The sequence below is a fragment of the uncultured Bacteroides sp. genome (assembly GCF_910578895.1).
Taxonomy (GTDB): domain Bacteria; phylum Bacteroidota; class Bacteroidia; order Bacteroidales; family Bacteroidaceae; genus Bacteroides.
Window position 1 is genome coordinate 1 of sequence record NZ_CAJTSC010000037.1, and the last position, 20,234, is coordinate 20,234.

Below are 20,234 nucleotides of genomic sequence, written 5' to 3' on the forward strand. Positions count from 1 at the left end.
ATACTAAAATTTAATAAAGTAGTAAAATAGTACGCACTAATCATAGTAAATACTAAAAATAGTATTACCTTTGTATCACATATAAAAATACCGAGTTATGACAAAAATTATAGCTGTTTTGAACCATAAGGGAGGGGTCGGAAAAACGACTACCACCATCAACCTTGCCGCAGCTTTACGGCTGAAGAAAAAACGTGTGCTGATTATCGACATGGATGGGCAGGCGAACCTCACAGAATCTTGTGGCCTCTCTATTGAGGAGGAGCAAACAGTGTACGGAGCAATGAGAAACGAATACCCCTTGCCGATTATCGAATTGGAAAACGGACTTTCCATTGTGCCGTCATGCCTTGACCTGTCAGCGGCAGAATCCGAACTTATCAACGAACCGGGACGTGAGTTGATTTTGAAAGGGCTGATTGCAAAATTGCTTGAAAGCCGGAAATTCGACTACGTACTGATAGATTGCCCTCCATCGTTGGGCTTGCTGACGCTTAATGCCCTCACGGCTGCGGATTACTTGATAATCCCGGTACAAGCACAGTTCCTTGCTATGCGCGGGATGGCGAAGATTACGAATGTAATCCAGATAGTCAAGGAACGCCTGAACCCAAATCTGAATATCGCTGGCGTAGTCATTACCCAGTTTGACAAGCGAAAGACGCTTAACAAGAGTGTGGCAGAAATTATTCGCGACTCTTTCTGTAACAAAGTATTCCATACGATTATCCGGGACAATGTGGCTCTTGCCGAAGCCCCGATAAAAGGAAGGAACATTTTCGAATACAACAGAAATAGTAACGGAGCCAAAGACTATATGTCCCTGGCACAAGAGGTGCTGAAATTAAAGTAAGACAATATGAGCAAGAGCGATTTATTGAAAAACGGCATGAAAAGCGGTTTGGACGGGCTACTGTCATCCACAAGGAAACCACCGCAGAAACAAGAGACTGCTGCACAGGTCAAGCCGGCCAAAGCGGCAAAAGAGCCGGCGGTTCATTGCAATTTCGTCATCGACAAGAGCATCCATACACGCATGAGATTTCTTGCCATCGAAAAGGGAATGTCCTTGAAGGACATGGTGAATGAGGCAATGACAGAATATCTGGAAAAAAACGGGAAGTGAGGATGCCCCTCACTTCCTGTTTTTCGTACCCGAATCATTTCTTTGCGGGTACAATGTCAATTCCAATTTAGTGCAGATTTGTTTGACAAACGGCATAACCCATTTTTATCCGTCCCGATTGTCCCTGTTATATCGTGCATCCTTTCTTTTATAACTGCATATCCTTTCCCCATCTACAGGCTCCTTTGTTGCACTCTACCTTTCTACTTTTTTCCTCTTATCCTTATTCGCCCCATTCCTGCCATTGCCGGTTGGTTTTATCAGACGCAAAGGTAGGCTGCCGCGCTTGATTCCATCGCTTTGAAGTGCATTTCCTGTAAAATTCTTCCTTGCCGTGCAAGAGTAATTTTCCGGAAAAAGCGTTGGAAATCGCTTATTCGTCAGCCTTGTACCGCATCTGTAAATCCCAAGCGGTTCAGGCAGAAAAAAGAACCGAAAAAAGGGAAAATAAAAAACAGACAATATAAACAATTTAAATCAACGGAATTATGGCAACAACAGAAATTCAGTCAGTAGAGAAAAACATCACATTGGTAACATTGGCAAACATTCAGCCAAGCAATTTCAACCCACGCAAGAACTTTGACGAAACAAGCCTTGCAGAACTTGCCGACAGCATCCGTCAGCAAGGCGTATTGCAGCCTATCGGATTGCGTCCTATAGCAGATAACCACTTTGAAATTGTTTTTGGCGAACGTAGATACCGGGCATCCCTCATAGCAGGATTGGAAGAAATCCCGGCTATTGTCATGGATATTTCGGACGAGATAGCCGAAGAAATGGCGGTAACAGAAAACCTGCAACGTAAGGATGTTACCCCTATTGAGGAAGCGAACGCATACCAAAAGCTCATAGAAAGTGGACGTCACGATGTACATTCTTTAACTGTACAGTTCGGCAAGACCGAAAACTATATCCGTACACGACTTAAATTCGTTTCATTGATACCCGAAATTGCCCGGCTTTTAGAGCAAGACGAACTGACTATCAGCGTAGCGACCGAAATCTGCCGTTATGGGGAAGATGTTCAGAAAGATATATACGAAAAGCATCTGAAAGAGGGACTGCCGTATAACAGTTGGCGAGGTCTGAAAGCCTCCGAGGTGGCAAAAAACATTGAACGGAGCTATACCACCGACCTCAAGCGATATTCATTCGACAAGACCGTTTGTCTGTCATGTCCGCACAACACCAATAATATGATGTTGTTCTGTGAGGAAAGCAGTTGCGGAAACTGCGCCAACCGAAAATGCCTTGAGGATATGAACGCATCGTACCTTGCTGAGAAAGCTGTACAGCTCATAGAACAGCGTCCGCTCGCTTTGTTTTGCCGTGGCTTTTATGGCTGCAATGAAAAAGTAATCGAACAGCTTGTAGCATCGGGGTTTGAAGTTAAGAAACTGTCGATGCGTCCTAATGCCTATCCCGAAGCACCCGAAGTTCCAAACGCGGAAAATTACGAGGAAACCGAAGAATATGCAAAATTATATACGGAGTACAAACAAAAGTTATCGGATTACAACGAGAAATGCGAGGACATAAACAACAGATGCGAAGCCGGAGAGTTAACCATATATGTGGCGATTGGTTATAACGACATCAAGCTGTGTTATGTAGAACAAACCGAATCTGAAGTTATGCCAGGAACAGCTAAAGAAGCGGTTGTTTCCCCTATTGAGAAATTGGAAAATCAAGACAAACGCAACAAGGAGATAGCCCTTGAAAAGACCATAGAGGATACCAAGAAGCAGATTTTTGAGGTCGATATGACAGAAACCAAGTTTGGAGCAGATGAGAACAGGATGGTTTATTACTTTATGCTTCCATCACTCCGCAAGGAACATTTCGGGGTTGTGGGTATCGAAAGTGACGAAATCCACTATCTCAAGGAAGAGGATAAGATGAACATCATTACCAATCTTACCACCAAGCAGAAAAATATCATCCGTAGGGATTTTCTGATAGCAAATTTCAAGAACGCAGCAGGTAGTAATGCCATCGCATCCCTCTTGCTTGATTTTGCACAGAAGCATATGCCCGACCGATTGGCAGAAATCAAGAACGGACATAATGAGGTGTACGAAAAACGTCACCAACGCATTAAGGAAAAGATTGCTGTCCTGTCAGTGCAGGAAAAAGCAAAGCAGGAAGTTACTGCCACCGAAAATAAGCAGCCCGAAACACAACTACATCATGAAGAACAGCCCCAAATGGAAGATAAGGCAGCATGATATGGTACAGTAGAACAACCAAAGGACGGAAATCCGTCCTTTGGTTGTTTCCCTTTTTCCTTTTTGCATAAATCTCTATTCATTCATTTCATCAACCGGGCTATTTCCCCGGCTCATCCCTTTATACCTTTACACCCTGCGGGTATTCCCCTTTGTAATCGCTCCATCACACGGTTTTCCCATTATAACATTCTCAATTACACACATCTTCCATTGTCACGTTATCCATATCGCCGCCACTTGGTTTTTATTCGATGCAAAGGTGGGCTGCCGCGCCTGGTTCCACCGCTTTGAAGTGCATTTCTCGAAAAATTCTTCCTTTCTGCGTAAGCGTAATTTTTCGGAAAAAGCGTTGGAAAAGGCTTATTCGCCAGCCCTGTACCGCATCGTAAAACCCAAACGGCTCCGACAAAGGGATGCCGAACAGAGGGGAAAAAACAAATCATTAAAATCCACCACAATGGGCAACATCAAAGAAAGTAAGGAGTACCAACTCGCAAAGGAGTGGGAAATGGCGGTGAATAGTTATAACTTCAACCCCAAACGGTTTGCAGCAGCTATCCCTGATATGCACCCAACACTGCAACAAAGCCTCTATCGGCTGATAAAAGAGTGTATCATTGTCATGGCTGACGACACACGCCGCTACGATGACCGCAATCGTGCTTCACATGAGGAAGCTAAACGTATTATGGAATACCTCAATGAAAATGGACGGAACATCCCTTTAAGATAGTTTCATAGTAATAATCATCATCTAAAATCAAAGTTATGAATAAAGAGTATGTAATGCGTATCGCACAGACCATTCAAGAACAATTAGTATCGTTAACCCCAATATCTGTCCTTTTGTCATGGGGTATCACAGAGTTTGTAGCCACAATATTCAAAGACCTGCCTGCACTACGCCTAAAAGTGAATGGACGGCTTCATGCCGGATATGTCACTATCGCGCTTAACGGCTCCGATTATTACGAGGTGTATCTGCAGAAAGGCACAGACTCGGAATGCATCAACAACGAAGTATGTTTCGACGAACTGGGCGAAGTTATCGACCGTTCCATCGAAAGCGGCACAGACAAAGAAGAATACGATAACTTCTGCAAGAAGCAATTGGAATATTTAAATAGATAATCCAATCACACGAAACACTGTCTGTACGAATATATAGTATAGTGCAGGCAGTGCTTTTGTGTAATTTGTAATTACATATACGTGCAGGTCGCAAAGTTCCTTTATACATATATGTATCACTGTAACAATTAAAAAGCACCTGCAATAATATGTATATCATAAATATTGCAGGTGTCCCACATTTCCCTCTTACATCGCGCTATTTCGAACCGCGCTTGTTCAGCACGTCCTTTATCATCTCTTTTACATCCTGTCCCACCTGAACGAAGTTCTTATACAGGATGCGCTCACGCTCATCCCTCGACTTGAAGGTGTAGAACTTCGGTAGCGGCACATAGCTCGCTTCCTCCTGCTTTATTTCCTCCATGTCGAAGTCTGTCTTGCAGAAGAACTTGGAGGTCTTGAACTCCTCCGATTCCTGAATGTTCATCGAACCGCCTATGCCGGTCTTTGTCTTGGTGAAGTCCCTCGCCGTCTGGCCGCAAATCCATCCTGTCGCCATGTCGGAGATTTTAGAGGCAGGCACAAGGCTATCCATGTTTTCGTTGAGATTGATACTCGTTTTATCCCGGTCGATCGTCACACCCTTTTTGACCTGCACCACCTTGCCGTAGATGTCATTCGACAGCCATTCCAATGTCTCTTTCGCTCGGGCCGAACCGCTTACCACGTTACCTACCGTTGTGATGATTTTTTGCATCCCGACTTTTCCATAATCTGCCTCAAGCTGCGGAAGCTCCTGAAAACCGAGCGTTACGCTCACTTTGTTGCTTCGCGCTGTACCAATCAACCTGTCAATCTTGTGGAAGTAAAGCGTGGGTAGCTCATCCACGATGATGCTCACCGGGATATTCTTCCCTTGACCGGTATTCACACGGGTAACGAGACGGTTCAATATCAATGCGTTCAGTGCCCCGATGATTGATTCCATTTCCGGGTCGTTGGCTATCAAGAGATAAGAAGGATTTTTGGGGTCACTCACTTTCAGGTCGAAGTCGTCACCGTCGCGGTGAAATACCCAATAACTCTCTTTCGTTGCCAGTCGGGACGTATAGACGCGCAACGTACCTATCATACCCTCCAACTGTTCCATAGCCTTGTTTTTCAAGGCGGTCTGGAACGGGCCGAGCAATGGCGCGACCTCGTTGTCGGTCTCCAGTACCTCAAAGATAGTCTGGTAACTCTCATTGAGGAACGACAGGATATGTGGCATATCCGAGTATTTCCCTAACCAGTAGGCTGGCTCCACGATGTTGCCCCCCTCGCGGTCACGCACCACGCCGGTCGGCTTCCAGAATTTTGTTTGCGGATCTTGCCGCTTCTCTGCATACAGCCGTTTGCCATTGGCATCGTAAGGCTCTTTCTCGTAATTGACGAAATAATAGATACAGGCTGCAAGGAAGTTCACCGCCGAGGTCTGAAAGAACTGGTCGCTGCCGCCCCCTCCCTCTTTCTTCCCTTTCTGCAGGGATTCCAACAGCGTTTCCGCTGTCTCGCTCGCCGCAGCGAGGTTGTTGATGTACTTCGCCTGAATCGGGTTCACCCTTCGGCTGTACTCCACATCCACAAAGTTAATGACGTTGAACTTGCACCCTTTAGGCACTTTGCCGAGCTTCTGGTTCTTCTTGTAGTGGTAATAGAGTTTCGTCGCAAGTGTCGGAAATTTATAGTCATATACTACCATCGAGAAGCCCTTGGCACTGTGCTGCCGTATGAACGGTTCTATAATACTGAACGTCTTGCCGCTGCCCGGCGTTCCTACTACCCATGTGCCCCTGAAACAGTTGGTTATGTTCACCCATCCCTTGCGGAATTTCCCCTTGAAATAGTATCTCATCGGTATATTTACACTGTACTGGTTCTCCTGCAATTCCTCGCATTGCTCAAAACTTTCGTTTTCGAAGTTAAAGCGGTCTTTCCCCAGTCCCTCCTTGATGAACTTCGATATATTGTCCAGTGCGATATGCACCAGTATCACGCCGGCAAGCGTGGCTGCCATATAGAATATGATATTCAGTGGCAACGTATAGAACCTCGTTTCCATAGGACGGTGGAACAGCCATACCGACAGCACGATAAGGAACAGTCCGCTGATAAGCGGATATAGCACCTGCCTGCGCGCGTCAAATTCCAGATGCTTCTTGTTGCGCGTACCTATACAGGTGATGCATATCAACAGGAAGGTGGCGACCTTGCTGTACACAAGGTTGCCGTCGTTGTATATCATCCACCGCTTGATGCGTCCGTGCAGGTCGCAGAGTATGCCGCCCCAGTGGTCGAGCATGGCAGGGTCGATGGCGTACTCGAAGAACTCCATCAGAACGGAGACATAAATTACCGCGCGGAATATCTTGTAGAACCCTTGTAGCTCCTTGCTTTCTTCCATTTTCTTTGTCCTTTCCCTCTGTTCGTTACTATTGGTTCAATGTGATAATCGGCCTTACCCGGTGCGCCTGTGTCTTGGGCGTTTCCTGTATCGCGCCGCTCCCCAGCGAGTAGAGCCACGCTTTGGCGGTCTGCTGCCCCTTGACCTCCGTCGATGTCCAGTACCAGCAGTCCGCGTCAGACTCCGACGGCAACGGATCACCGCCGCATTTCGTCACGATGGGATTGACCGTCTCCCGGATGGCGTACAGCAAGCGCATCTGCGCTACCGACGGTATATAGGCACTCTGTCCGTACCGCCACAGGTCGAAGACCGCTTCAGCCATAGGCGAAGCCGTCTCCTTTGTATCATACAGCGCAAAGGTGTTCGTGTTACCGTCGTAGGCCCCGATGTCGGCCGATGTTCCCTGTTTTATACCGAGACTGTCCGCAAACGCCGCCGGAGCAATCTCCCACAGGTAAACCGCATAGCCGTTCCCTTCCGTACCGTCACGCCGTCCGGTATCGAAGACAACCGCTATGGCACGCTTCCCCGATTGCTCATACTGTCCGTAGGGCAGGGTCGTACCGTCCTCACAGAGAATATGCCCCGGGCGTACAGCCGTGTCGGGCACGTTGATATGGGCGTCGCAGGCAGCGCACAGCACCGCCGCCACGGCCATTACTGTCAAATGTATCTTTCGTATCATCATCTTCATTGTTTTTTATTCCCTTATTTTATAGGTAGTTTCACGCCTAACACGACACCTGTCCGCAACAGATCCGCGCCTTTTATCATCACATCCCCCTTTACCTGCCAGTACAGCGTCCATCCCGACCGCAGCACATAGTTGTGTTCATAGCCTACATGAATACCGGCAAGAAACTTATTCGTGTCGCTCCCGGCAGAAGCTCCGATACGCAGGTTGCCGTAATGGTTACGGCCGCGCACAACGCAGGGCTTGTAAGCTACGCCGAAGCCGTAGCTGCGGTAGTTCCGCCAGAAGGATTCCGGACAGATATGGCCGCATGAGCCGCACTCCGCCCATTTCACATAGCCGTTGGCGAAAAATTCCCATGCGTGTCGGTAGTTCATCTCATGTTCGTAGCCGAGCGTCACGTCCATACCGTTCTCATACAGTGCCCCCACGCCGAGCGAGAGGCGGCCGCTGCCTTGCTGGGCGTTCGCGTTTATGGCAAGGCATACACACGCAAGGATAAGGATTACAGTCTTTTTCATCATCATTCCTCCTCCAATAAAGTTACGTTGAACGAATCGGCTGACAGCACATCCTCATAGTCTATGTTCAGGCAGATATTCCGGCCGCTTATCTGCTGCTCCGTCATTTCTATGGTCAGGATTTTATCATTGGGGAAGGTCATCTTCTTCACCACAATCACATTGCGGTAGCCGTGCCTGAATGTCTTGCCGTGTTCCAGCACTAAGGCCGGCGTCAGTTCTATGCTCTGCGCATTGGTCGCCTTGGATAGCTTCTTGTCCGCGAGCTTCACCCTTATCTCGTCAATGTCGAACCGTATGTTCGTCCTGTTGTCTATCGAGAAGTCGATGAAGAAGTAGTCGCCCACGGCATAGATGTTGTTCAGGCGCATCACCATACGGTGCGCTTTGGTGGCGACATTCCTGATTTTAGCCGGAGAACTCCATACGCGCCTTGCGAAACGCACCATATCTGCGGTTGACATTGCCACTGCCGGATTGTTGTACGCATCCTGCTCTCGTAACAGCACTTCTTTATCCGTCACCGCCTCTTTCATCCGTGTGGTATAGATGAGCGCGTACTGTGTGCGGTATCGCTCTGTTACTATGGTCACGATAGCCAGCACTTCGCCGTCCTCGTGTCCTGTCTCCTTCGGTTTCAGTCGGATAATGTTGCCTATGGGCTGGTCGCCGGCCACCTTATCGGTGGAGATATCCACCATGCGGATAGGCTCTGACGCCGTAATGACGGTCGTCACCTGTTCATTGACTGTCAGCCGCTCCATCTCCTCGTAGGTGCGCTGGGCCTGTGCATTATGGGCGGCAAACACTCCTGCCGTCAGAAGCAGTGCCGTCACAAATCCTTTTTTGCTCACATTAATAATATTCATATCACTGGTTTATTTGATTTTTCTGATTACTTTTTCTCTATTTCCCTTCTTTCGTTCCGCTTCCGCGTTCCAGTTCCTCCCTGATTCGCTGCCGGGCAATGTCGCAATACGCCGGATCAATGTCATATCCGATGTAATGCCGTCCGGTGCGTATGGCGGCAACGGCCGTCGTGCCCGAGCCTATGCAGTTGTCCAGTACCACATCCCCCTCGTTGGTGTATGTGCGTATCAGGTATTCCATCAACGCCACAGGCTTTTGCGTCGGATGATAAAATGCGCCTGTCTTGTGTTCTTTGGCTACGCTGATGACCGAAGTCGGATATTTGTCATCCGCCACACGCACCGGAACCAGTTTCATGTTACCGTAGCAACGGTTCTTGAAATCGTTGCCCGATTTGCGCCGTCCGTGATTCCGTTGCTCCGGAAGGCACGGTGTCATCTGCGGATGATACACCGGTTGCCGGTCATAGAACACGATGATGTCCTCATGCTGCCGCAACGGCATACGCTTGGCGTTCAGGTGTCCTGTCACACGGTCTTTCCGCCAGACAAGGTTATACCGCCACATCCGGGGCTGCGACAGCATGAGCCTTGCCGAGAAAATACCCTGTGCGAACAGGATGATGGGGCAGCCGGGCTTGGCAATGCGCCGGTACTGCTCCCACAGGGCATCAAGCGGTATCTGCCTGTCCCATCCGGCCGAACAGTTTTTGCGGTTCAGCACACCGTATGGCATATCCGCTATCACCGCATCTATACACTTGTCCGGAAGCTCTTTCAATCCTTCGAGACAATCCTTATTATATATGATGTCGACTTTCAGCATACCGTTTTACTGTTGTTCGTCAGATAATATCCGCACTTAAACCCTTTCCTCGGCGAAAAATCGGCGAAAGTGCAGGACTTGAATACCATCGGTTTGTTTACATATTGTGCGAGGTCTTTTTCATACTGGGTCGGAACCCTGGCATTATCAAAATCACGGTAAGGCATCACGAACGGCTTTATTCCCAGTTCGCGAAGCCGCTCGATACGGTACATATCCTGCTCGATGGTCGAATCATAGCCGACAAGCACATAGCACATCAGTTTGTATGGCTTGATGTATTTTGTTACTTCCCTCAGCTTGTCCGTGAGGTCAATCTGCGGCAAATCCCATGCGATATGTATGCTCTTGTGCAGCGGCAGTCTGTTGAGCCAGTACGCCTGTTCCTCATTCATAATCCTTATATCGACACCGTGCAGGTTTACCTTCTGCTTGGCGTTAAGCAGGTAATCCACGGCTTCTTTCCATGCAGGATTGGCAAAGAAATTATTGTCGAGGACTTCTATGTGCTTGCCGTTGGGATTGAGGTTGACCGGAGTAACCGGTGCGATATATCCCTCTTTCTCACGGACGAGACAGAAAGGGCATCTTCTGATACATCCCCTTGAGAAAAACTGGACGGAGAACGGATATTGCGGATATAGCGCATAATCCATACCTGCGGATTCCTCTATTTCCTTTGGCAGTCTGGCCCCCACGTCGTAGCCGGTTCCCCCTTTTAGCACAATACCTGCCTCTATGCCGGTATAGTCATAGTCGGGAGTAAATGTGAATATCTTGCTTGCAGCAACGATATCATATTTTTTCGACGGAACAGCCCGCTCCGCATCATAGCCTTTGTTCTTGTAGTAGGCCGAGACACGCATCAGCGCGAAGTTCGGAAAGTTATGGCTGTCCACATCTATTATTCCTATATTCCTCTGCTTCATACTATCTGCCGTTGTTGGTTTCCCTGCCGTTTACTAAATACACGAACGTGCCGTATTTCAGCTTCACCTTGTTCTTCTTGATGGCCTTGCCGATGGCGTTGCTGGTTTTCTGATAGGCGTTGGTGGCGGCCTGCATTCCCCATTGGGCGAGGCTGCTGCCGGTTGTGCCTGTATTCATGTTCATATTGCCCGACACCGCTCCGCTCGCCACATCCTTGCTCGTCTCGCGGAAAGAGGAGTTTGGCACATACAGTCCCTCCATACCGTCCGTGTCATACAGCGACAGGCTGACCTTCACCAGTTCGTCGTGGATGAGAATGCTGGTGATATTTCCTTTCACGCGCCCTGACGAAAAACCGCTCATGGTGGCGTATAGGTATGAGCCTCGTTTGATTACACACTCGTTTATCTCCACATCGTCGAGCAGACGCAGCCTGACGCGCGAACCGTCCACCGCCTTGATGTTTTCGTCAATGATGGCCTTGATGAGCTTCGGCTCGTAGGAATCTTTCGCCAGCGTGTTGAAGTAGTCCGATGCGGTCTTTACCTTCCGCACGACCTCGCTGGGAGGCTCGTTTTCGGACGGGGCTTTTACCGACCGGCTCTCTTCCTCTATCTTGCCCTTTACCTCTATGGTAGCCGCAGGCATCTGTGCCGATGCTGCCGTGTCAGTTTCGGCAGGCGACATTACTTCGTTCTGTCCTCTCAGCCTTGCTTGGGCGAGGGCTTTTTCCAGTTCCGCGAGGGCTTCTTGTTCGCGTGTCTTGGCATCGGCAGCTTGCGTTGCCGCAGCTTTCTCCTGTTGTTGTTCGTCGAGCAGGGCGATGTCGTCCTGCGTGTATTGCGATTCATATTCTTCTTTTTCTTTATCGGGTTCGTCTCGTTCTATGTTGTCCACTGCGGAGTAGTCCTGTATCTTACCCCACGATTTCGCCATATTCTCGTACTTGCTGCCTATACCGTCGCCACCCTTGATTTGGGCATCCGGCAGTTCTGGGTTCAAGAACTCAGTCGTCTGCAGCGTCTTATCCTGTATCTCCACTGTCTCCGTATGAAACAGGTCGAAGATGAAGTACGACGCGACCAGTAACGGAATGTACAGGATGGCCGGAAGCATATACTTCGGTTCCCTGAAATTGATTTTATCTGTTATCTTCATTGTGCGTCTTTAATTGAGTTGTACATACTTTCCTTCAATGGTGCAGTTTTTCAGCACCTCTGCGTTGTCCTTTCCGAAAGCGATCAGAATGCTGCCGCAGCCGGGAGAGTCGCCACGTGTTCCGTCCGGACGGTAGAACCGGATACGGTGACGCAGGAATTTCATTCCATTTGCGGTCTCAAAAATGACATCTTGAAACATCTTTGAATCGCAGCGATTGAACAACAGCGCGATGCCGTTGCCATGCTCTGCCAGTTTCCTGACGAACTGTTCTATCAGAGGGCGTGAGTAGGGCGGATTCAGCCACACACGCCCTTCCCATTTCCGCGACAGTCCGTCTGCATTCCGGTCATACATGACCTTTGCGGTCGGCCACAATGGACGGATGGGAGCACAAGGGTCGAGGTCGAACTTCCCCAATGCGTCCAATACCTCTTTGGGAGTGTACCATTCGTCCGATGAATGGACTGATTTTTCAAACCGTGTATTCATAAGCACTATTTTACTGTGGTTCATCTACTTTGCTTTTATTTTCCCTCACTTCAATCCTTTGCAGCCTTTTGTGCCGCTCACGCAACACCGAATCCTGCATCTCCGTCGCCGTGCGCCCTGCCGGGCTATGCCGGAACACAGCCACCAAGCGGTAAGCGTTCCATGCGAAAACCCCGATAACAAAGCTGAATACGATGACTAAGAACAGTGTCCTGTGCGTATCGGCAAAACCCTGTACCTTGGCTGCCACCTTGTCGATGCGTGTCACTTGGGCAAACTTGCGTCCGGTGGCCACTTCCCGCTCGTAGCGATCTTTGTATTGCGGATCATCCTTGTCCGGCATCTTCTCGCCGAACAACATCCGCCTGAATCCCTTGATATTCATAATTCTTGATATTTAATAGTTAGCCTTCGTTTTCTGTTCAATGTCTTTGTTCAGCAGCGTACGCCAGTTCACGATGAGCAGTCCGTGCGGATTGTAATCGGTCCTGGGTACACGCCTGAGTTGTCCGGCAGTGACCAGCTTGCGCATGAGGATGTTACTCCGCCGCTCGATGCGCTGACGCCCGTAGTAGGTGAACTCCATCTTTTCTTTATTGAAAGCAATGCTGTCACAATAGATGGAGAATACCGAACTCGTACCCAATATGTTGGAGTAGAATCCCTTTTCCTTGAGCGTATTGTACTGCGCCAGTCCTGTTTCGTCCACCAGGTACATCGCTTTCTCCATCGTGTAACGGATATACTTGTCGTCCGGCGGCAGCGTAAAGAAGTAGTGATGAAACATCTCTACATGGCTCTTGGCTTCCACGTCCAATGTCTCATCCATTGTCGTGCGGTTCACGAGGATAGGCACGTTCCCATCCAGTACATACACTTTCTTCTGTGCGTCGGTGACCATTGTCCGGGCCGTCCAGATGCTCGATAGGCTGATGATGATGCACCCCATAAGGAATGTGGTGCAGATAATGCCCACCAGTTTGATTTTGTTTTCCAGATTCTTGATTACCATAATCTTATTATTTATTGTTGTTCCTGTTTAATGCCATATTCAAAAAACTGAAGATGTGTACAATCACTTCCACCGTCCATCCGTTCCCTAACATCTGATATTGCTGTGTATCACTGCATTCCCATATATACCATTCCGGTATGGTTTGCAAACGTGCGCATTCCGTTGGAGTCAGTCGGCGAATACTACCGCACGACATACATAAGTCCCGAAAACCGGTCCATATCAAATTGTCTTTCTGTACACTCGTCAGGCAGTTTGTCTTACCATCTGTCCGAGGTTCAAGCTGTTGGATGTTTTTTCGAGATTCGGAGGTTTCCGCTTCATCATGCTCTTTCTGCATCTTCTTGCCATATTCCGTCCTTCGGGAAGTCTTACAAATTTTTCTGCCACGCATAGCCATACAGATGTAATCCGTAGTAAGATTTCCCTTGGTTTGTGCGGTGGCTGTCAGACAATGGGACTTGCCATCGACTTCCAATAAACGAATACCGTTTGATTGCTTTTCACTATGTCTTTTCAGCCACCCCAACATCTTTTCGCTTAGGTAGTATTTCTTATCTACTTCGCTCTCCACAATATTGCGCAAGAATATCTTTCTGTCTTCCGGCTGGGGAATGTCTGAGTGCAATTCATTGAACAGCCCTACTTTTTTCGTTCGTATGTTCGTCCAATAGATGCGGGAGCGGTTTTGTGCCGATACCAAAGCGGAATTGATATGCACTCCAAATAGGCCAATGGCTTCGCTCAGCACGCGTTCCCATTTCTTGCCCATTTCCACATTTTCCAAAAGAAACAGCACATCAGGATTATATTGGCGTATCTCTGTCAGGACGCGCATATACTCCCAGAACAGATACGACTCTCCCTCAAATTGAAATCCTTCGCTTTTCAGTGCCAGGTAATGTTTCAATGTGTGGATTTCTTCTTTGTCTACTGTAGACATTCCGGCACATTTCCCAGCAAAGGAAAACGACTGGCAAGGACTGCCGCCAATCAAAATATCAATAGGCTTCAGTAAGCTGACATTCAGATTGGTTACATCACCAAGTTGTATGGTGTTTGGAAAGTTGAGTTGTGTCTGCCTGATAGCATGCGCATTAATCTCGGAAGCATAATACACTTCCGGGACAATGCCAAGTTGCCGCAAAGCTATCTGCCCGCAACTCATCCCATCAAATAAACTCAACACGATCATATTTATCTGATTTTCTTGTTCAATGACTGTACATAATCGCTATGCAGCATAGGCAGGACTACTTCCCGCAGTTCTGCCAAAAGGCTGGCGAACTCTGCTGAGAATATCTCTACATAATATCCCTGCATTTCCACATGCACAAGCACCCACCAGATACCCCTTTCGCGTTTCCTTGCATTCCGTTGCACTACGGCGAGGCGCAGCTTGTATGTCAGATAGGCCACCAACGGAACGATATACCTGTCGTCATTGTCAAAGGCTTCGTCCAGTTCCTCATACTCCGGGTCGATGCAGTGGTTCTCAGCCACTTCACAGACCTCTTTTCTCACGCGTTCCTGTGCATATAACATGAATTTCTCATCTTTGCACCAGCTCTCAATTTTCTTTTGTAATTTCATTTTTACTTTGATTATTAATTAGTTTGAATTTAAAACTCTGATTGACAGGTTACTTCATCATAGACCCGATGCCGCCAGTTGCCGTCATCTTGGCCTGCTGTGCCACACCCTCGCCGAAGTTTCGGGTCGAGAAGGCCGTGTCGCCCTCAGGTATCATCCATGCGGCAAGGTCGGGCACGAGGTTCAGACATTTCAGTGCGACGATACTTGCCGCCATCAGATAGCCTGCGGAGAAGAACGAGTTTTGCAGGTAAGCCGCCATCGTCTGTTCGCTGGCAGTTACCGCCGTCAGGTTTTCCACCTGTATGCAGAGTACGATATCAAAAAGGAGTAATACATAAAAGCCTACGAAGTACAACATGGCACCATAAAAATGCACGGTCAGATAGCGTGTAAGCCACTTTGCCCAGGCACCTTCCCACTTCGGCAATAGCGAGAATGCCCATTGTATAGGCCCGAATATCGTCAGCATCCCGAGTAATATCTGCTGGCAGTAGATAGTCGCCCACCAACCTATCCGAAACACAATCAGGGCAATAAGCATGATGATTTTGTCTATTCCCACAATGACGCCTGCTGTCAGCGAAGTGAACCAAAGCTCCGCAGCGTCCTTCTCCATATTCGTCACTTCATCCACACCGGTCTGCTCCATCGTTGCCTCGATGAGATTCGGATCGGACGTCCCTGTATGGGCGACGTCTGCCTGCGCTTGCAAGCTATGATACATGGTGTCGCGCACATGGATGAGTTGCTGCACCTCCTCGAATTTATCCGCTATCTGTGTAGCCTCGGCTTCATAGAGGTCATGCGTATATGAACCAATGCAATTCGGGATATAGGAAAGAAAGTCGAGGAAGCACCAATTGCTTCTGCTTCCCGCCATTCCCGTGTCTGCAGGTGGATACCACCAGCAAAGAATAATGGAGATAGCCAAAGGGCGGAACAGTTTCAGCACATCCAGCGGTTCGTGCTTCACCATCATCTTGTACGCCATACCTGCTGCCATTACGATTGCAAACAAGGCGGCCAATGCCATACACATCTGCAAGATCCACCAGAAAGGCCCCTGCGAACCGGTGAATGTCGCGTCTGTCAGAAATTCATTGGTTTGGAAAATCACATCATCAATCTCTTCTTCGAGAATGTTGATACCGAAATCCGAAAGTATATTTCCGTCTGCCATAGATTATTGTTTTTCAGTTCTTTCCGCTTACCGTTTCATCCCCGTCGCCATTGGCACCGTTATTCCCGGATTGTGCCCCACGTACCACAAGACGCGATTCTTGCCATCGGTCAATTGCTCCGCGGACAATGCCTCCTTTGTTCAGAACATGGTTGTTTGTCGCATTCAGCAGTGCGCTTGCCACTCTGGCATTGCGCTGTTGGGCGAGAAACAACACAAGCGTTTCATTCTGCAATGTCACATCCTCATAAATACGCAGGTATTCCTTCTTCCGCTGTGCATTGGGCATATAGGCCTCCCTTGTTGACTTGATTGCGCATTGATAGACACGGTAATAGTCATCCCACCGTTCCTTATCGGATGGAGTGCCACCGGATAAAAGTATGCGGTCGATGTTGCGTTTGAACCGTTCCATCTGTCCGCTCACTTTTTCACCTTCGGCAAGCCAGGCTATGTCAACCTGCCGGTCGGTAACATTTAACGCTTCTATTTTCGCGCGACTGGTCAGAGCAGAGTCAATAACTTCCGCTTCATTCACCTGGTTATAGAGGTTGATACCTGCGAGCGTGCGATACGAAAGTTTATTCTTAGCTGCTGCCGACTTCTTGTATTTGTTATGCAGTGTGGAATAATAAAGTTCGGGGGTAAGTGCCCCCGTACCCGTTTCCATGACTGTCACCTGATTCTGCTTTGACGAATCGTGATTATAAGTCACCGACTGCGCCCTTGCCGCCATCGTTAGAATCACCGCAACGGCGATGAGTAAAAATTTTCTGTTCATATTCTTTCCATTTTATCGTTAATATTCCAATCTTCCCGCTCCGCGCCAACGCCCGAATGCGTCATCGAGAATCTCCCGTTTCGTGCGTGAGCGATATACCTTTGCTTTCCAATAGCCAATGCGCACCTGTATGTATCGCCATGTCTCGATATAGGCTCGGTTCAGATGCCTCTCGATATTATCCAGCGATTGGTTGATGGCTTCCAGCACCATAAGCAAGTCACTGGTCGAACAGGCTGCCGCACCTGTGGCATACAGTATAAGGTCACTCACAGACTTGTAGAGTTGTTCCCCCTCATACGCGATAGCCCGCAGCCCTCTTGCATTGATGGCAAGAATCAGCGTATCGGCAGATTCGATACGCCCCCGTTTCAGTATTTTTTCGTTGAAATCTTCCAACAGATCCTTGTAGTCGCCTATGCGGTCACCGACCGCTGTATAGGTATTCTTGACATTCAGTACCGTGCGCAACGACTGGTACATCACGTCAATGACATCGAACGCACGGGTATACCGGTCAAGATTGACATTCAGCTCCTTGTAGTTCCCGACCTCCTTCCGGCTGTACTCGTGCAACAGTTTGTTGCTATATTCCAAGGTGCTGCGTGCGAGCAACAGGCTGCGTTGCTTCTTATGGTCATTGATGTATGCCTCGACGGAAACAACATCAAACGACCACTGCGCCTTGGCGATACCGGGCAGCAGGGCAGACAGCAGCAGGGCAACAATCAGGTTCCGTTTCATTTCCGTTCCTCCTTTCTCCCATTTCCACCGTTACCGTTTCGTGAAACCCGCGCATTTTCCACCCAACGGTCATGGCACTCTTCCACAAGCGTCAGGCGGCGTCCGGCGTCCATATTCAAGCCGGGCAGCACATCCTTCATCACATCAAGGATGCTCCGTTTGTAGTGCATCATCTTCTCCAAGGACACGAGGTCGGCGTATATCTTCGTAATACGCGAATCCACCTCCCTTGCAATATCGAGACGGTCACTCGACCACAGCAGATGGTACACATCACCGTTCTCTGTTTCGTCCATCGGTGCGCTTCGGGCATATTCTGTAGTAATTTTACAGGAAGGATGTTCTCGTGCGATTTCTGCAATGCGGTCGTTTACAATCTTGGACTTTTCAGCATCCGAAAGTTCCGGATCAAGCGTCAGCACATCTGCAACGTGCGTATCGGTATATTCCGAGGTCAGTTCCCAACTGATTTGGATAATGGCACGGTGTATCTTGATACCGAGGAAATATTTCGGTTTCCGCACAATGGAGATAGTTGCACGGAATGTAATGATACCATTGATGTTCGGCATGGTAGCCTTACGGACGAATGTATAGCCGTTCCACGCGCCACCATCCTGCCATGTAAGACCGTATGCCGTCTTACAGTCCTGCATGATGGCCGGCAAGCGATAATAGTCGTCAGTTGGCACGTCATTGTCAGCACCAGCTTCCCGTCTCGCATCCTCATAATCCTTCTGTTTTTTCCTCCACTCTGCCAATTCACTTTTCAGGTGTTCTATCTGCGTTTTGTTGGCATTGTACTGTTGACGGTATATGGCGGCCTCCTCGATACTTGCTGTACTGATTTTTTTCAACAGAACAGCATTCTCAGCCTCCAATGTTCCGATCTGCGTTTCCAGCGTGGTCACTTTATTGTTTGCTTCATCCAGTAGTCCGTCCAGTTCCGAGAAATCCAGATTGTTTTCTGTTACAGAGGTCTGCATGACACATTCCTTAGAGTGTGCATTCAACGAACTTCCGCACTGGCGGCATTTGTATTGTGTCGAGCCTTGCCCCAATGTTGCCCCGTCCGAACAAGTCACGCTGATGGTCACACTCTCACATCCTTTCAGTTTGGCAGCATCAGTCGCCTGATAATAGTTTCGCGCACCGGAAGATATATAATAGGTATAGCCCTCCTCATTGTCGTTGAACTCCGAGAGTCGGGCTTCAAGCTGGGCACGAAATGTATTCAAGTCCATCGAATAGGAATCGAATACATCTTCATAGATGATTTCCTCTCTGTTCCAGCTCTTTGTGACGTGTATCTCATAGGCGTATGCTTTCTTCGTCTGCTTGCCGCCACGGCTGATGATATAGCCCTGTTGCCAGTAATTGATACTGTAGGTAAAACCATCGTTCCGGCTATTCAACTGCTGCACGCGGTTTCTTGACCAACCGGCATGGCTTTCCGAATTGGCGAGCACCTGCTCACGTTGCGCAATACTGGGATAGAAGCCCGGATCACTTGTATTGAACCGCACCCATGCGCCACCATTCAGGATGCTGTTATCATCCGTCGGTGGGTAATAGTCGCATAGCGATATACTCCCTTGGTCGCGCCTTGCGATATACCACCGTTGTGTATAATAGTTACCAGTTGCTTCATCCAGATAGTCCTTCATCCAGGCAGTGAGGTTGTAGTTGCCGAAATCGAACAGGCCGGCGACATTATCGGCACCGCCTACCATGCTGAGCAACAAGTCTCCTATACCGTGTTCTGCCTGCTCCAAGAGTGCTCCGTAATGTTCATACAGATTGCCTATTTCACTGATTTTACCGTTCATCAGGTTATGGAACGAGCTGCCTTGTAGCAAGGCATTACCGAGGTTTTCTATACCCGATGTCGCCAGTCCTACCCCCATGTTGTAGAATTTGTCAAGGTCATCTTTCAGATGTTCGCTTGTGACGTTTCCCGACACACGACCAAGATCATCCTGTATCCGTTTCCAATCCACCCCACCCAGTTCCGAGAGGTTCAGTAAGGAAGCAACTTCCCGGTTGATTTCCAAAAAGGCAATATCCGAGAAACTCAGCGAACTGTTTGTCACGATACTTTCGAACTGCATACACAGGCTCTTGGTATCATCACACACTTTCATCAGATAGCTTCCCCAGTATATGGCCGTTTGCGGCGAACGGAGCATCAACTTCGCCACTATCCATATTTTCGGCATGATTTTCTCCGCTACCATACGGTAGATGCGGTGGTAATAGTAGTTTTCCGTGCTGCTGCACCAGATACCAAGGTCAGACAGGGCCTTATGTTCCAAAAATTTAGAAGCGAATATCCCTGCCGTCGCCACCTCCGCTGCCGTATAATGTTTCAGGATGTCATCCACCTGCTCCCGATAGTAGCTTTCGGCCACTACTTCCGTACCGAACGCAGCGGCCATTGCCGCCACGGTACGTGCATCATAGTTCACACTGTAATATTGCGCATGAATATGCTGCGTCAAGGCAAGTGATAGGATGGCCAAAAAGATAGATAGTCGTTTCATACCTT

Annotated in this window: 21 protein-coding genes; 5 read left to right on the top strand and 16 right to left on the bottom strand. The window is 48.5% G+C overall.

The features are described from left to right. Window positions 1-97: 97 nt before the first annotated feature. The 5 genes from QZ327_RS10040 to QZ327_RS10060 all read left to right on the top strand — a co-directional run bounded on the left by QZ327_RS10040 (window position 98) and on the right by QZ327_RS10060 (window position 4,491). The gene (locus tag QZ327_RS10040) at window positions 98-853 is read left to right on the top strand and encodes a ParA family protein (protein WP_294618916.1); all 756 of its coding nucleotides are present in this window, start codon (window positions 98-100) and stop codon (window positions 851-853) included. A 6-nt stretch (window positions 854-859) separates the two neighbouring features. After that, window positions 860-1,126: a hypothetical protein gene (locus QZ327_RS10045; RefSeq protein ID WP_294618917.1), complete on the top strand. Its 267-nt coding sequence runs from the start codon at window positions 860-862 to the stop codon at window positions 1,124-1,126. A gap of 488 nt (window positions 1,127-1,614) precedes the next feature. After that, window positions 1,615-3,357 carry a ParB/RepB/Spo0J family partition protein gene (locus tag QZ327_RS10050; protein ID WP_294618918.1) on the top strand — a complete coding sequence of 581 codons (1,743 nt, stop codon included), beginning with the start codon at window positions 1,615-1,617 and terminating at the stop codon, window positions 3,355-3,357. A gap of 460 nt (window positions 3,358-3,817) precedes the next feature. Continuing rightward, window positions 3,818-4,093: a hypothetical protein gene (locus QZ327_RS10055; protein ID WP_294618919.1), complete on the top strand. Its 276-nt coding sequence runs from the start codon at window positions 3,818-3,820 to the stop codon at window positions 4,091-4,093. 35 nt (window positions 4,094-4,128) lie between these two features. Further along, window positions 4,129-4,491, top strand: coding sequence for a hypothetical protein (locus tag QZ327_RS10060; RefSeq protein ID WP_294618920.1), 363 nt, complete (start codon window positions 4,129-4,131; stop codon window positions 4,489-4,491). A gap of 199 nt (window positions 4,492-4,690) precedes the next feature. Here QZ327_RS10060 and QZ327_RS10065 read toward each other — a convergent pair whose 3' ends face one another. The 16 genes from QZ327_RS10065 to QZ327_RS10140 are packed head-to-tail and all read right to left on the bottom strand — an operon-like array spanning window position 4,691 to window position 20,229. After that, on the bottom strand, window positions 4,691-6,877 hold the full coding sequence (locus QZ327_RS10065) for a type IV secretory system conjugative DNA transfer family protein (protein ID WP_294618921.1): 2,187 nt from the start codon (window positions 6,875-6,877) through the stop codon (window positions 4,691-4,693). Window positions 6,878-6,905: 28 nt separating this feature from the next. After that, a complete protein-coding gene (locus QZ327_RS10070) occupies window positions 6,906-7,565 on the bottom strand; it encodes a DUF1566 domain-containing protein (RefSeq protein ID WP_294618946.1) in 660 nt (219 codons plus the stop codon). A 23-nt stretch (window positions 7,566-7,588) separates the two neighbouring features. Next, window positions 7,589-8,101 carry a hypothetical protein gene (locus tag QZ327_RS10075; RefSeq protein ID WP_294618922.1) on the bottom strand — a complete coding sequence of 171 codons (513 nt, stop codon included), beginning with the start codon at window positions 8,099-8,101 and terminating at the stop codon, window positions 7,589-7,591. Then, on the bottom strand, window positions 8,098-8,949 hold the full coding sequence (traN, locus tag QZ327_RS10080; protein ID WP_123618438.1) for a conjugative transposon protein TraN: 852 nt from the start codon (window positions 8,947-8,949) through the stop codon (window positions 8,098-8,100). Before traN ends, QZ327_RS10075 begins: the two co-directional genes overlap by 4 nt. Before the next feature lie 52 nt (window positions 8,950-9,001). Beyond that, window positions 9,002-9,790, bottom strand: a complete 789-nt coding sequence (locus tag QZ327_RS10085; protein WP_294618923.1) for a site-specific DNA-methyltransferase — start codon at window positions 9,788-9,790, stop codon at window positions 9,002-9,004. Next, window positions 9,784-10,719, bottom strand: a complete 936-nt coding sequence (locus tag QZ327_RS10090) for a hypothetical protein (RefSeq protein ID WP_294618924.1) — start codon at window positions 10,717-10,719, stop codon at window positions 9,784-9,786. Before QZ327_RS10090 ends, QZ327_RS10085 begins: the two co-directional genes overlap by 7 nt. 1 nt (window position 10,720) lies before the next feature. Beyond that, the gene (traM, locus tag QZ327_RS10095) at window positions 10,721-11,878 is read right to left on the bottom strand and encodes a conjugative transposon protein TraM (RefSeq protein ID WP_294618925.1); all 1,158 of its coding nucleotides are present in this window, start codon (window positions 11,876-11,878) and stop codon (window positions 10,721-10,723) included. A gap of 9 nt (window positions 11,879-11,887) precedes the next feature. Further along, window positions 11,888-12,370, bottom strand: a complete 483-nt coding sequence (locus QZ327_RS10100; RefSeq protein WP_294618926.1) for a DNA N-6-adenine-methyltransferase — start codon at window positions 12,368-12,370, stop codon at window positions 11,888-11,890. A gap of 10 nt (window positions 12,371-12,380) precedes the next feature. Beyond that, a complete protein-coding gene (locus tag QZ327_RS10105; RefSeq protein ID WP_294618927.1) occupies window positions 12,381-12,755 on the bottom strand; it encodes a hypothetical protein in 375 nt (124 codons plus the stop codon). A 12-nt stretch (window positions 12,756-12,767) separates the two neighbouring features. Next, the gene (gene traK / locus QZ327_RS10110; RefSeq protein ID WP_294618928.1) at window positions 12,768-13,382 is read right to left on the bottom strand and encodes a conjugative transposon protein TraK; all 615 of its coding nucleotides are present in this window, start codon (window positions 13,380-13,382) and stop codon (window positions 12,768-12,770) included. 7 nt (window positions 13,383-13,389) lie between these two features. After that, on the bottom strand, window positions 13,390-14,580 hold the full coding sequence (gene dcm / locus QZ327_RS10115) for a DNA (cytosine-5-)-methyltransferase (RefSeq protein WP_294618929.1): 1,191 nt from the start codon (window positions 14,578-14,580) through the stop codon (window positions 13,390-13,392). Window positions 14,581-14,582: 2 nt separating this feature from the next. Continuing rightward, window positions 14,583-14,978, bottom strand: coding sequence for a hypothetical protein (locus QZ327_RS10120; RefSeq protein WP_294618930.1), 396 nt, complete (start codon window positions 14,976-14,978; stop codon window positions 14,583-14,585). A 49-nt stretch (window positions 14,979-15,027) separates the two neighbouring features. Further along, complete coding sequence (locus QZ327_RS10125; protein ID WP_294618931.1) at window positions 15,028-16,161, bottom strand: hypothetical protein; 1,134 nt, start codon at window positions 16,159-16,161, stop codon at window positions 15,028-15,030. Between the two features lie 13 nt (window positions 16,162-16,174). Beyond that, window positions 16,175-16,942, bottom strand: coding sequence for a DUF5045 domain-containing protein (locus tag QZ327_RS10130; protein WP_294618932.1), 768 nt, complete (start codon window positions 16,940-16,942; stop codon window positions 16,175-16,177). 18 nt (window positions 16,943-16,960) lie between these two features. Further along, a complete protein-coding gene (locus QZ327_RS10135; RefSeq protein ID WP_294618933.1) occupies window positions 16,961-17,686 on the bottom strand; it encodes a hypothetical protein in 726 nt (241 codons plus the stop codon). After that, window positions 17,683-20,229 carry a hypothetical protein gene (locus QZ327_RS10140; protein ID WP_294618934.1) on the bottom strand — a complete coding sequence of 849 codons (2,547 nt, stop codon included), beginning with the start codon at window positions 20,227-20,229 and terminating at the stop codon, window positions 17,683-17,685. Before QZ327_RS10140 ends, QZ327_RS10135 begins: the two co-directional genes overlap by 4 nt. Between the last annotated feature and the right edge of the window lie 5 nt (window positions 20,230-20,234).